The following is a 13,432-nucleotide window of genomic DNA, read 5'->3' on the forward strand; positions in this document are numbered from 1 at the left end:
CCGGGGCTACTGCACCTTGGCGGAGGACACGGCGAAGGTGTTGCAGACGCTCGGGTTGCGGCTGTTGAAACCGCGCGTCGCCCAGTACCTGTGGTTCACCCCGTCCCCGTGGTCGTTGTTGTAGTCGGTCCAGTGCAGGATCAGCCACTTCCACTGGAACAGCGACTGACCCGTGATCGGGTAGCTGCGCTTGTTCGAGCCGATGAAGATGTCGCCGAAGCAGGACGCCTGCAGCTCGAGTCGCCGGCTGCCCTCCAGCTCCAGCGCCTGGGTCGGGGCCTGGTACCGGATCCGGTGGTTGGCCGCGAGGATGCCGGTCAGGTTCTGGACGTGGTGGCCGTACTCGTGGGCGAACTGGTGCAGCATCCACATCCGCGCCCACACCTTCTGGTACGCCTGCGGGTAGCGGTTGTAGTTGCCGATGTCCTCGGTGAGGTTCATGTAGATGGTCTCGTTGCTACCGCAGTAGAACGGTGGACCGGAGTCGTTGCCGGTCCCGCACGGCGTGGTGACGGTCCCACTGAACGGCTGCACAGTCGGCGGCCGGAACCGGGCGCCGGACTTGGCCACCAGCGCCGGCCAGGACTTGTTCAGGCACTTGAGCAGGTTGGCGTAGTTGGCCCGCGCGCCCGACACGTTCGACGGGCGGGACCCGGACTCCTTGCAGTTCACCGCCTTCATCGCCCCGGCCTTGTACAGCTTGTTGCGCAGCACCAGGTCGGTGTCGGTCGGCCCGGGCTTGGGCTTCGGCGTGGACGTCGTCCGCGGTGCGGTCGGTTTGGTCGCCGTCGGCCGGGTCGTGGTCCTGGTCGGCGTACTCGTCGGAATGGTCCGCGCGACCGACGGCGACGCGGACGGCCCATACGTCGGGGTGTAGCTGGAGGACGAGTACGACGGGCTGGTGTACGAGTCGTTGTCGTTCAACGCGTTCGCGACCCCGAAGAGCCCGACCCCGCCGAGCACGACCACCCCGAGCACCACGAGGACCGCCTTGCCACCGCCACCCTTCTTCCGGGGCGGCTGCCCACCCGGAGGTCCACCAGGCGGAGGTCCCCAGCCGAACTGCGGCTGGCCCGGCGGCATCCCGCCGTACTGCGGACCCGGCTGCCACTGCTGCGCACCATAAGATGGGGACTGCGCACCGTAGGGAGGCTGTGGTTGCTGCCCGGGCGGCGGGCCCCACTGGTTGCCAGACACCCGCCAGACGCTAGCCGAGCCCAGGCTCACCGACAGTTGCCCAGCTCAACAGACGGACCCAGCTCACCTTGCCCGGCGCAGCCATGAAGGTGTTGCACTTCCCGAGAGGCCTTGAGGACCGCATGAGACAGCCGTCACGGTATGGTGCCCGAGTCAACTGACCCTCTCTTTACGGTGTGATTGGGCGATGCGTCTACGTCTGCTCGGGCTAACCCTGTGTGCCCTCGGTCTCTCGGCCCTGACCGGCGTCCCGGCCGGTGCGACCGATACCCACGGTGCGGCCGACCCGGTCGTGACCAACTTCGACAGTCAGATCCGGGTCGAACGCGACGGCCTGCTGAGGGTTTCCGAGACCTGGAAGCTCAGCAATGTGACCGGGACCTTCACCCGGTTCGTGGTCACCCGCTACCACCTGCCCGACGACATCGACCACGTGCAGGAGCTCCAGGATCTGAAGGTCACGGCCGGCGGCCAGGACAAGCAGACCGAGATCAGCACGAACGGTGACGTCACCTCGGTGGCGGTCGCGGACGTCAGCGGCGCCACCCAGCTGGACTTCACCTACACGGTGAAGGGCGCGGTCGCGAAGACGCTGAACGGCACCGAGGTGCGGTTCGCCCCGCTGACCGGGATCAACCTGACCGTCCAGCAGGCGAACATCGTCTTCAGTACGCCGGAGGTCACGCACGTCTCCTGCTTCGCCGGCGCGATCGACAGCAACACCCCGTGCACGCTGGCGCAGCTCGGTGAGACGGCCGGGCCGACGTTCCAGCAGCAGGGCCTGCCGCCGGGGAACACGGTCCGGATGACGGTCGGCTTCCCCGAGGGCGAGATCGCCGCGAACTCGATCGTCGAGTACCGCAAGACGCTCAAGCGAGCCTTCTCCACCGACACCGCACAGTTGCTCACCGCGCTCGGCGTCCTGCTGCTCGGCGCGATCGCCTTGCTGCTGCTCTACCGGGTCCGCGGCCGCGACCGGGTCGACCCGCGTCGCGTCGTACCGGCGTCCCTGTTCAGCCTCGGCGCCGACACCCGGATCGACTTCACCCCGCCGTCCGACCTGCGCCCCGGTGAGGTCGGCACCCTGATCGACGAGCGGATCGACCCGGTCGACGTCACCGCCACCATCATCGACCTGGCCGTCCGCGGGCACCTCACGATCATTGAGCAGGAGCACGACTCCGAGTACGCCCGGCCGGACTGGGAGCTGCGCCGGGTCGCGAACGCGCCGTCGGAGGAGCTGCAGCGGTACGAGAACGTGCTGATCCGGGCGATCTTCGGCGACTCCGACTCGGTGCTGGTCTCCGAGCTCGGCCGCCAGGTCCGGGCGAACCTCGGTCAGGTCCAGGACGCCTTGTACGACGGTGTGGTCAAGCGCGGCTGGTTCACCGAGCGCCCCGACCGGACGAGGTCGCTGTGGGCCACGATCGGCATCGCCGTCACCGTGCTGGGTGTCGTGCTGACCGTCGTCCTCGCACTGCTGTCGACCTGGGGCCTGCTCGGGCTAGCGATCACCGCGGTCGGGGTCGGCCTGATCGTGGTCGGCCGCTACATGCCGGCCAAGGCTCCGGCGGCAGGCCGGGTGCTCGGCCAGGTCGCCGCGATCCGGGGCGAGCTGCTCGAGATGGACGTCAGCGAACTGCCGTCGGACCAGCACGCGGAGCTGTGCTCGCGCGCCCTCCCGTACGCCGTCGTCCTCGGCGGCTCGGAGCGCTGGATCGACGCGCTGGTCGCGACCGACGACGACGTCGACGAGGACGAGGGCTTCCCGTGGTACCGCGGCCCGCGCGGCTGGCACCTTCAGTACCTGCCGGACTCGCTCCGCAACCTCACCACCAACCTCACCGGTGCGCTCTTCGCCCGCTGAGCAAGGACAGAACAAGCGCCCGCGCACCGCCTCGGTGTGCGGGCGCTTGTCGTCTCACCAGTTGGCCTGCGCCCCCACCGGTGGCAGCGGCATCCCCGCCGGGTGGATGACGTAGACCAAGCCGCCGGAGTGCGGCACCCACGCGTTCTCGAAGGCGGCCCGGTCGTACGTCGTCCGCACCTCGTCGTTGCTCGCGATCAGGTGCGACGCCGGGTCGTTCACCACCACGTTGCCGTCCGGGTCGAACCCGACGATCACCATCAGGTGCCCGTTCGTCCCGTATCCGGCTCCGGGCAGATCGCCCTTCTTGAACGACAGCGACGCGATCAACGGGATCCCCGCCTTGATGAACTGCTCGGCCTCGGTCAGCGACCGCAGCCGGGTGACGAACCCGTCGATCCCGCGGGTTCCGGCGTACGCCGTGTTGAACGGCCAGTTCCCGGCGCCGTCGTACGCGTAGTCGAAGACCGAGCGGGCCGCGTGGTCCACCTGGGGATCGGCGTCGGACGGATCGACCCAGGCGGTCTCCGCGGCGGTCGGCCCGGCGCCGTAGTAGTCGAGCACCATCGCGGTCGACGTCGCCGAGCACCAGGCCTCGCCGCCGTTGTCCCACTGCGGGTAGTGCCCGATATGGGTCTCCTGCGAGTACGTCGGTACGTCGAGGACGATGCCCTCAGCGCCGCCAAGGGGGCTGACGGCAACCTTCTTCGCATCCGGCAGCCAGGACGCCGCCGCACCGACGGACCGGACGATCGGGGTCTGCGACGTACCGCTGAGCCGGTAGAGGGTCACCTTCAGCTGCCACCGGTCGAGCGAGCGGTCCTTGGCCGCGACGAAGGTGTCGACGGCAACCGATCCGTTCGTGTCGCCCTGGGCCGGGACCGAGGTGCGGTGGATGTCGCCGGCCGCGGTGTCGTCGCCGCTCGACCAGCGGCCGAGCACGTACCACTTGGTCGAGGTGCCGAGATCGGTGCGGCCGGACATCGCCACTTCGACCCAGGTCCCGGGCGGCGTGGTCGCGTTCCAGGACGCGATCAGCTCGGTCAGGCCGAAGCCGGGGGTGACGACCGGCGACGTCCAGCTGGTCCGGTCGTAGCTCTTGGCGGTGCCGTCACCGAACGGATCGACGTACGACGTGGTGCCGGTCGACGTACCGAAGGTGAGGGCGCCGTCGGCGACGGTGGTGCCGGAGTGGGCACCGGCGAGGAAGTCGTCGGTCGACGTCCACGTGGTGTACGCGATGTCGCGCAGTTGCGGCACCTTGACGGCCTCGCTGGGCAAGGTGCCGGACGTCAGCACGACCACACCGGCGAGCAGCGCGGTGAGACTGTGGGCGGTGGTCATGTTTTGACCGTAGACCCGGCCCTGCGCGCTGTCGCGGTGAACGCGTGCCGCGGTTGTGGCTTAGGCCGGTCAAATAGTTACGAGCGTTTATTCCACTCGTCCGCGAGCATGGCGAAGACCGCTTCGTCGGTCCATTCGCCCTTCAGGAACTCGTTCCGGACGAAGTGCGCCTCCTGGCGCATCCCGAGCCGCTTCAGCAGGTTCGCCGACCCGGTGTTGCGCGCGTCCAGCCGGCCGATGATCCGGTGCATCCCGAGCTCCTCGAACCCGAGCCGCAGCAGCTCCACCGAGGCTTCCCCGGCGTACCCACGCCCGTGGAAGTCCGGGTGGAACACGAACCCGATCTCGCCACACCGATGCTCCGCGCTCTGCACGAACAGCGTCACCTCACCGACGTGCTGCCCGGTCTCCCGCAGAATGACGGCCAGCGTCAACGCCTGCCCGTCCGTGTCCATCGGTACGTCGGCCAGCCGGCCGGCCAGCGATTCGCGGACCTGCTCCGGTGTCTTCGAGTCGTACAGCAGGAAGCGCGTCACGTCGTCGTTGGACTGCAGTTTCAGCAGGTCGTCGTAGTCGGTCTCGAGGTAGCGGCGGAGGGTCAGACGGTCGGTCTCGATCGGCAGCGAAGGGGTCACCCTTCGAGCCTATGAGATGCCCGCAAGTCAATAAAACAAGGCAGGCCAGGCCCTCCCACGCGCAACAGTGGGAGGGCCTGTCTCCTTCCCCCGGCTCAGCCGTTCGCGAGGGCTACCAGACGGGTCTGGTCGCCGTTGAAGCGGTTCTGGTCGATCGGGGTCGAGCTGTACTGCCAGATGGTGTGGAACGGCCAGCCGCCCGGCAGGGTGCCCGGCGCCGAGGCGTAGCGGGCGACCCAGAGCGGGTTGGTCGCGTTGAAGGCGGTGCTGTTACCGGTGCAGCGCGTCCACCAGTCGAGGTTGGTGTAGATGACCGCGTCACGGGTGGTGCGGGCCTTGTAGGTGTTGAGGAAGTCCCGGATCCAGCTGACCATCGCGGCCTGGCTCAGTCCGTAGCAGGTGGCGCCGTACGGGTTGTACTCGATGTCGAGGGCACCCGGCAGGGTCTTGCCGTCCCGGGACCAGCCACCGCCGTTGCCGGCGAAGTAGTTGGCCTGGGTGGCGCCGCTGGACGTGTTCGGGGTGGCGAAGTGGTAGGCGCCGCGGATCATGCCGACGTTGTAGGAACCGTTGTACTGCTGGGCGAAGTACGGGTTCTTGTACGACGTGCCTTCGGTCGCCTTCACGTAGGCGAACCGCTTGCCGGCGGTCCACTGCGCTGCCCAGTTGACGTTGCCCTGGTGGCTGGAGACGTCGATACCTTCGACGGTCGCGGCGGGTGCCACCACGGCCGGTGCGGCACTGGTCGTCGTGTTCTGCAGCCAGCCCATGTAGGCGTCGCCGTCCTTGGCGATGCCGTGCTGGCGTGCCTGTGCGGTCGGCTGCTGAGCTGCGGTGGACTGGGGATCGGTGGGACGTGCTTGGGCGGGGCCGATCGAGGCCAGGAACAGGCCAAGAGTCACGGCGGCACCCGTGAAAAGGGCGGACTTCACGGTGAACCTCCACAGAGCGATGAGGGGCGGAACAGAGCGCTCGGCGGAGGTTTTACCCGCGTTTCGTAAGAATCAACCGTCGATCTATAGCTGAATGTGAGTATTTACCGAACGTTGGTCGCCGCGGCGACGTACGTGTTGCAGGACACCGGACTGCGGGTCTTGAACCCGGCGTTCGCCCAGCGCGGCAGGACCTCCCGGCTGCCGTGGTCCCGGCGGGTCCCGTACTCGTCGCCCTGGTGCGCGTGCAGCCAGTCGAGCTGCGACTTGAACAGCCCGCCGTTGAGTCCGTAGCTGCTCTTGTTCGCGCCGAGGAAGACGTTGCCCAGGCAACTCGCCTGGAGCTCCAGCCGGCGGCTCATCTGCAGCGCCGCGTCACCGGACCGGTCGTACTGGATGTTCGACGACGCCCGCAGGATCCCGGTCAGATGCTGGAGATGGTGCCCGTACTCGTGCGCGACCGTGTCCGACATGTCCGCACGCAGGAAGGCCATCGCCGTGGTCCGGTTGGGGTAGCTCAGGAACTGCCGGTATCGCTTCAGATCGGTCGCCGCGTCCATGTAGATGGTCCGGTTCGCCGAGCAGTAGAAAGAACTCGGTGCGTTGCCGCTGCACGGCGTACTGACAGGCCCGGTGAATGCGATCAGCCGTGGTGCGGCGAAGGTCTTGCCGGACAGCGCGACCTGCCGCGGCCAAGCGCGGTTCAGACAGTTGAGGACTGCGGTGTAGTACTTCCGTGCGTTCGCCGCGCTGTTGGCGCGGGCGCCCGACTCCCGGCAGTTCACCGAACGCTGCACGCCGGTCTTGTAGATCCGGTTCTTGGTGACGACGTCGGAGTCCGACGGCGGAGGAGTCGTCGGCGTCGTCCTGGTCGGCTGCGGCTGCGTCGGCCGGGTGGTCGGCACCGTGGGCTGGGCGGTGTTCGTCGGTTCCTCAGTCGGCTCGTACGTCGATGAGTAGGTGGGCTGTGGGGACGTGTAGTCGTCGCCTGGGCCGTTCGACACCTGGGTCCACATCCACAGCGCAACGGCCCCGGCCACCACGACCACGATCGGCAGTACGACGAAGGGTGCATTGCTCTTCTTCTTGGGCGGCGGCGGGAACCCGTTCGAGCCCCACCCGAAACCAGGCCCCTGCGGCGGCGGCCCCCACTGCTGCGGACCGGGCGGACCGTACTGCGGCGGCGGCGCCTGGTACTGCGGTGGAGGCCCGTACTGCGGCGGTGGTCCTTGGTACTGCGGTCCCTGCGGTGGCGGTCCCTGGTACAGCGGTGGGCCCTGGGGCGGCGGTCCGCCGTACGGGGGCTGGTTCGACAAGGGGGTCCTCCTGAGGCTGGTCCGGACAATATTGTCAAGAGCAGGTGTCAACTCCCGTTACCCTTGATCGGTGACACTTCGCTTGTACGACACCGCGACAGCAGCAGTGAGGGATTTCGAACCGGTCCATCCGGGCAAGGTCGGGATCTACCACTGTGGGCTGACGGTGCAGGGTGCCCCGCATGTCGGGCACATCTACAAGGAGGTCGTGTTCGACGTCCTGCGGCGCTGGCTCGAGCGCTCCGGGTACGAGGTCACCGTGATCGCGAACGTGACCGACATCGAGGACAAGATCCTGGCCAAGTCGGCCGAGCGCGGCGTCCCGTGGTGGGCGCACGCCTACGAGTTCGAGCGTGAGCTGCACTGGGCGTACGACGTGCTCGGCTGCCGCCCGCCGACGTACGAGCCGCGGGCCACCGGTCACATCCCCGAGATGCTCGAGATCATCGACCAGCTGATCGAGCGTGGGCACGCCTACATCGCCCCGGACGGGTCCGGCGACGTCTACTTCGACGTGAAGTCCTGGCCGAAGTACGGCGAGCTGTCGAACCAGAAGATCGAGGACATGGAAGCGGCCGAGGACGCGGACCCGCGCGGCAAGCGCGACCCGCGGGACTTCGCGCTGTGGAAGGGCCACACCGAGGGCACACCGCGGACGGCGTCCTGGCCGACGCCGTGGGGCCGCGGCCGCCCGGGCTGGCACCTGGAGTGCTCGGCGATGGCGGGCAAGTACCTCGGCGAGGAGTTCGACATCCACGGCGGCGGGCTCGACCTGCGCTTCCCGCACCACGAGAACGAGCTGGCCCAGTCGACCGCGATCGGGCAGCGGTTCGCCCGGTTCTGGATGCACAACGCGCTCGTCACCACAGCCGGCGAGAAGATGTCGAAGTCGATGGGCAACAGCGCGGTCGTGCGCAACGTGGTCGAGCGGGTCCGGCCGATCGAGCTGCGGTACTACCTGGTGCAGTCGCACTACCGGTCCGTGGTGGAGTTCTCGTTCGGTGCGCTGGAGGAGGCGGCGACGAGCTTCCAGCGGGTCGAGGGGTTCATCACCCGGGCCACCGAGGTGACCGGTGGGGTCGAGCCGGCCGCCGGGTTGCCGGCCGACTTCGTCGCCGCGATGGACGACGACCTGGGGACGCCGGGTGCGATCGCCGTACTGCACAACACCGTGCGGGACGGCAACAAACTGGTCGCTGACGGGGATTCGCCTGCGCTGCGGGAGAATCTGGCCTCGGTCCGCGGGATGCTCGGCGTGCTCGGGCTGGATCCGCTGGCCGAGCCGTGGGTGTCCAGGACCGGTGCCACCGAAGAGCTCAACGAGGTGGTGGACGGGTTGGTCAAGGCGCTGTTGGAGCAGCGGCAGGCCGCCCGGGAGCGCAAGGACTATGCCGCGTCGGACGAGATTCGCGACCGGCTGAAGGCGCTCGGCGTCGTCGTCGAGGACACCCCACAGGGGCCTCGCTGGTCGATCGCCGCCGCGCCGACGACTACCGAAGGAAGCTGACGTGCCAGGCAACAGCCAGCGCAAGGGTGCCATCCGGAAGAAGCCTCGTGGGAACCCGACCGCCGGATCCGGTGGCCGGGTCCGCCGTGGGCTGGAGGGCAAGGGCCCGACGCCGAAGGCGGTGGACCGGGTCAAGCACCCTGCGCACAAGCGGGCCAAGGCGCAGGAGCGCGCCAAGGAGCGCGAGCGGAGCCGTCGCCCGGCCCGGAAGGACACCGACTCGTCCGTCGAGTGGGTGTACGGCCGCAACCCGGTGGTGGAGGCGCTGCGCGCTGGGGTGCCGGTCGCCGCGCTTCATGTTGCCGAAGGCACCGAACGGGACGCCCGGCTGCGGGAGGCGCTGCTGATCGCGGTCGAGCATGGCATCTCGGTGCTCGAGGTGCCGCGGACCGAGCTCGACCGGGTGACCAGCAACGGCGCCCACCAGGGTGTCGCGGTGCAGATCCCGCCGTACGAGTACGCGCATCCGGACGACCTGCTCACCCGCGCGTACGACGCCGGCGAGGTGCCGCTCGTGGTCGCGCTCGACGGGGTGACCGACCCGCGCAACCTGGGTGCGATCACCCGGTCCGCGGCGGCCTTCGGCGCGCACGGCGTACTGGTGCCGGAGCGTCGTACGGCGTCCATGTCGGCGTCGGCGTGGAAGACGTCGGCCGGTGCGGCGGCCCGGATCCCGGTGGCCCGGGCGACCAACCTGAACCGCGCGCTCAAGTCCTACAAGGACGCCGGCCTGATGGTCGTCGGCCTGGACATGGGCGGCGAGGTCGAGCTGCCCGAGCTGGACGCCGCGACCGAGCCGCTGGTGCTCGTGGTCGGCTCGGAAGGCAAGGGCCTGGCCCGTCTGGTCCGGGAGAACTGCGACATCATCGTCTCGATCCCGATGACGAGTGCCACCGAGTCCCTCAACGCGGGGATCGCGACCGGTGTCGCCCTGTACGAGATCTCGCGGCGCCGGGCGAGCTGAAGACAGCGAGCGACGCCCCGGACCCACTGTGGGTCCGGGGCGTCGTCTGCGTTGGGTCAGTAGACGCTGACGCCGTAGCGGGACAGAACTTCGGTGACGGGCTGGAAGTAGGTCGTGCCGCCGGAGGAGCAGTTGCCGGAACCGCCGGAGGTCAGACCCAGGGCCACGGTGCCGGCGAACAGCGCACCGCCGGAGTCGCCGCCCTCGGCGCAGACGTTGGTCCGGATCAGGCCGGTGACCGTGCCCTCGGCGTAGTTCACCGTGGCGTTGGTACCGGTGACCGAACCGCTGCGCAGACCGGTGGTGCTACCGCTGCGCTTGACCGCCTGGCCGACGAACGCGTTCCCGGCCGAGGTGATGTCCTGCGTCGATCCGTTGTAGAGGTTCACGTTGCCGGGGTGGTTCGTGTACGACGTGCTGTACCGGACGATCCCGTAGTCGTTGCCCGGGAAGCTCGTCCCGTAGCGGGTGCCGAGCAGGGTCGTCTTGCTGGAGTTCGCGTACCAACTGGACGCGATGTTGGTGCAGTGACCGGCGGTCAGGAAGTAGTACGTGCTGCCGCTGCGGACGTTGAAGCCGAGCGAGCAGCGGTACTGCCCGCCGTAGATGGCGTCACCGCCGCGGATGAGCTTCGACAGCTTGCCGGACATCTTCTCCAGCGTGACCCGGTCACCGAACTGCTTGGTGACACTGGTGAGCGCCGTCAGCTTCCCACCGGTGACCGTGTCGTCGTACGAGACGATGATCCGGCCGTCCGGGTTGGTCTGCCAGGCGGTGCCCGGGATGGATGCGTCCTTGGACAAGGTCGCGGTGATGGCCGTCGCGGACAGGGCGGATGGGTCGACCGGGGCCGCCGAGGCCTGCGTGGAGAGCAGACCCGCGGCGGTCAGCCCGGCAGCTGCCAGGATCGCGGCGGTACGGCGAATGGGCGGAAATTTCACGGTTTCAGCCTCCTCACGATGAGGACGCGCTCGGGGCGGGTGCGTCCTTGACTTCAACCGTGTCCACTCGTACCCCACTGAGCCCCTGAGTATTCAGGTGAATTCGGAGAGTGAGGGTAATCCTGCACTCAGTAGACCGACACGCCGTACGCGTTGAGGGCCTCGACTACTGGCTGGAAGTAGGTCACGCCGCCGGAGTCGCAGTCGCCGGAGCCGCCGGAGGTCAGGCCGAAGGCCCAGTGCCGGTAGAACAGCGGGCCGCCGGAGTCGCCGGGCTCGGCGCAGACGCTGGTCCGGATCAGACCCGCGACCCGGCCGTCGCCGTAGTTGACGGTGGCGTTCAGACCGGTGACGCGGCCGCTGTGCAGACCGGTGGTGATGCCGGCGCGGTACACGTACTGGCCGATGCCGGGGTTCATCGCCGTGGTGATGTCCTGCGAGCGGCCGTTGTAGAGGTACACGCTGCCGCCCGGCGGACGGATGACGGTGGGGTAGATGATCAGGGCGTAGTCGTTCCACGGGTAACTGGAGTGGTGCAGCTTGCCGAGGTAGAGGTCGTGGTCGTCGTCCTGGTACCAGGTCGTGGCCTCGTTGCCGCAGTGCCCGGCGGTCAGCAGGTAGTACTTGCCCTTCCGCTGGACGTTGAAGCCGGCCGAGCACTTGACCTCGCCGCCCCAGATGCCGGTGCCGCCGCTGACGTACTTGGTCAGCTTGCCGGGCAGCTTCTCGACGACGACGTTCTCGCCGAGCTTCTTGGTGACGTTGGTCAGGGCGGTGAGCTTCCCACCGGTGACGGTGGAGTCGTAGGAGACCAGGACCTTGCCGTCCGGCCGCGTCATCCACGCGGTCCCGGGGGTGTTGACCTCATCGTTGAGGGTGGACGTGATGGCGGCCGCGGACAGCCGGGGCGGCTTGACCGGGTCGGCCTGCGCCGGCGGCAGCGCGGCCAGTGACAAAGCAGTCGCGGCGACGATCGCCGCCGTACGTAGGAGGGTGGAAGATCGCATGTCATAAGCCTTCCGTAACGAGCCGCGGGCGAACGGGCCGTGGCAGCTTCAGGACATCAAGCGCTTGGATGGCGAGTCTAAGCGTCCGTAGGTCAACGTCCGCTCGAGCAGCTGCCGCTCGCCGCGCAGTTCGGCATGGTCGACCTCCACCCCCCAGTCCTCGCCCGACAACGTCACCGTCATCGCACCGTTGGCGAACCACGGCCCGTGCGCGATCCGCCAGTCCGCGGCCACATCCCGGACGCCGGCCGACCGCGCGAGTTTGTGCAGCAGTGTCGTCATCCAGCGCTTGTCCAGCAGGTGATTCGCCCATTGGATGTGTCGCGGCACCGGGTTCCGGAACGGCGACATGGTGAGCTGGCGGATCGCCGTACCGGGGTGCTCGACGGCCGCGAGGTGTGCCTCGGCGAGGTAGCTGCAGTGCACGTCGCCGGACAGCATCAGGATCGACGCCGGCGGATCCTCGCCGCCGACCACCTCGGCGAGCAGGTCGGTCACGTCGTCGAGCGACTTGCGGAACGAGGCCCAGTGCTCCAGATCCATGCCCTGCCGGATCCTCTCGCCGATCCGCGAGCCACGCCGTCCCCAGGCGCCGGACGAGATCGCCTCGTCCCACCCCTCCAGGTGATGCAGCCCGGGTGCGAGCAGGAACGGCAGTGTCGACGCGAGCAGCAGATGGCGGATCGGGCGGGACGCCTCGACGGTGTGCCGCCGGACCCACTCCCACTCGTGCGCGTCGACCATCGCCCGCTCGTCCGGGTCGAGATGCCGTGAGCAGCGTGAGTCGACCGCGACCAGCCGGACCCCGCGGGACGCCGCGCCGAAGTCGCGGTAGAAGCTCCACCGGGTCGAGGCTGGATCCTCGTCCGCCGTCCACGCGACGCTGTCGAGGTACGCCGTCCGCTCGTCGTCGTCCTCGATCGTGAGCATCGCCCGGTACGTCGCATCCTGGTCGAGCTGCTCAGGCGACAGGTTGCCGACGTGCTGATAGACCCAGTACGACGCGTAGGCGCCGACGACCCGGTCATGCCACCACGGCTGCGAGGTGACCCAGCGACGCCAGGTCAGCGAGGTGTTCCAGTCGTCGCGCAGGTCGTGGTCGTCGAGCAGCATGCACAGCGGCACCGTGGAGAACAGCCACCGCACGGCCGGCGTCAGCCACGAGTCGTCGTACAGCCAGGTGTACTCCTCGAAGTTGCCGATCTCGTCGGCCACCTCGGACCCCTGCCGGCCACCGTGCGCCTCCCGGAGCTTCTCGAGGACGGCGTCCGACGGGTCGTCGGCGTACACCTGGTCGCCCAGGAGCAGGACCGCGTCCGGTGGTGCGTCGGTGCCGGCCGCCATCCGCTCGGCGAGCGCGACCAGTGCGTCCGGGCCGAACTCCTTGAACCCCTTCGCGTCGAACGGCGCCGACCGCCGGCACGATCCGAACGTCAGCCGGAAGGTCCCGTCCGCCCGTGGCGTCCGGATCACACTGGGGCCGAAGTCATTGTCCAGGGGCCAGGCTTTCCGGCCGTCCAGGTGTACTTCGTACGGCGTGGCGCTGTCGGGAGCGAGCCCCTCGATCCGGACCAGCGCGTAGTGGTGCCCGTGCACCGACCAGGTGCGGGCGTGGTGGCCGAGCACCTCGACGTCGCAGGGCGTGCTGGTCTCGACCCAGACGGTGGCCCGAGTCTCGTCGACGTACCGCAGCAGCGGCCCCAGCCTGAGTTCCATCCCGAA

Annotated in this window: 11 protein-coding genes; 3 read left to right on the forward strand and 8 right to left on the reverse strand. The window is 68.7% G+C overall.

Translation table 11 applies throughout. The annotated features are described in order from the left end of the window. Window positions 1-6: 6 nt before the first annotated feature. Window positions 7-1,083: a neutral zinc metallopeptidase gene (locus ACGFIF_RS11460; RefSeq protein ID WP_393154121.1), complete on the reverse strand. Its 1,077-nt coding sequence runs from the start codon at window positions 1,081-1,083 to the stop codon at window positions 7-9. Window positions 1,084-1,384: 301 nt separating this feature from the next. On the opposite strand from ACGFIF_RS11460, the gene ACGFIF_RS11465 reads away from it, so the two are divergent. Continuing rightward, entirely contained in the window at window positions 1,385-3,064 is a 1,680-nt protein-coding gene (locus ACGFIF_RS11465) for a DUF2207 family protein (protein ID WP_393154123.1), read from the forward strand. A 54-nt stretch (window positions 3,065-3,118) separates the two neighbouring features. Here ACGFIF_RS11465 and ACGFIF_RS11470 read toward each other — a convergent pair whose 3' ends face one another. From ACGFIF_RS11470 to ACGFIF_RS11485, 4 genes are all read right to left on the reverse strand, one after another. Beyond that, a complete protein-coding gene (locus tag ACGFIF_RS11470; RefSeq protein WP_393154125.1) occupies window positions 3,119-4,408 on the reverse strand; it encodes a peptidase C39 family protein in 1,290 nt (429 codons plus the stop codon). Window positions 4,409-4,485: 77 nt separating this feature from the next. Further along, window positions 4,486-5,043 carry a GNAT family N-acetyltransferase gene (locus tag ACGFIF_RS11475; RefSeq protein ID WP_393154127.1) on the reverse strand — a complete coding sequence of 186 codons (558 nt, stop codon included), beginning with the start codon at window positions 5,041-5,043 and terminating at the stop codon, window positions 4,486-4,488. Window positions 5,044-5,138: 95 nt separating this feature from the next. Then, window positions 5,139-5,975 carry a lysozyme gene (locus tag ACGFIF_RS11480; RefSeq protein ID WP_393154129.1) on the reverse strand — a complete coding sequence of 279 codons (837 nt, stop codon included), beginning with the start codon at window positions 5,973-5,975 and terminating at the stop codon, window positions 5,139-5,141. Between the two features lie 104 nt (window positions 5,976-6,079). Continuing rightward, window positions 6,080-7,291 (reverse strand): neutral zinc metallopeptidase, encoded by a 1,212-nt coding sequence (locus ACGFIF_RS11485; RefSeq protein WP_393154131.1) that lies wholly within the window; start codon window positions 7,289-7,291, stop codon window positions 6,080-6,082. A gap of 70 nt (window positions 7,292-7,361) precedes the next feature. Here ACGFIF_RS11485 and cysS point away from each other — a divergent pair, with 70 nt between their 5' ends. Together cysS and rlmB are read left to right on the forward strand one after the other, a co-directional pair. Then, on the forward strand, window positions 7,362-8,798 hold the full coding sequence (cysS, locus tag ACGFIF_RS11490) for a cysteine--tRNA ligase (RefSeq protein WP_393154133.1): 1,437 nt from the start codon (window positions 7,362-7,364) through the stop codon (window positions 8,796-8,798). Between the two features lies 1 nt (window position 8,799). Beyond that, on the forward strand, window positions 8,800-9,762 hold the full coding sequence (gene rlmB, locus ACGFIF_RS11495) for a 23S rRNA (guanosine(2251)-2'-O)-methyltransferase RlmB (RefSeq protein ID WP_393154135.1): 963 nt from the start codon (window positions 8,800-8,802) through the stop codon (window positions 9,760-9,762). 56 nt (window positions 9,763-9,818) lie between these two features. On the opposite strand, the gene ACGFIF_RS11500 is transcribed toward rlmB, so the two are convergent. From ACGFIF_RS11500 to ACGFIF_RS11510, 3 genes are all read right to left on the reverse strand, one after another. Beyond that, window positions 9,819-10,703, reverse strand: a complete 885-nt coding sequence (locus tag ACGFIF_RS11500) for a S1 family peptidase (protein ID WP_393154137.1) — start codon at window positions 10,701-10,703, stop codon at window positions 9,819-9,821. A gap of 128 nt (window positions 10,704-10,831) precedes the next feature. Then, window positions 10,832-11,710: a S1 family peptidase gene (locus tag ACGFIF_RS11505; RefSeq protein ID WP_393154139.1), complete on the reverse strand. Its 879-nt coding sequence runs from the start codon at window positions 11,708-11,710 to the stop codon at window positions 10,832-10,834. Between the two features lie 48 nt (window positions 11,711-11,758). Further along, a complete protein-coding gene (locus tag ACGFIF_RS11510) occupies window positions 11,759-13,426 on the reverse strand; it encodes an alkaline phosphatase D family protein (RefSeq protein WP_393154141.1) in 1,668 nt (555 codons plus the stop codon). Between the last annotated feature and the right edge of the window lie 6 nt (window positions 13,427-13,432).

It is taken from the genome of Kribbella sp. NPDC049174 (assembly GCF_043197365.1).
GTDB lineage: Bacteria > Actinomycetota > Actinomycetes > Propionibacteriales > Kribbellaceae > Kribbella.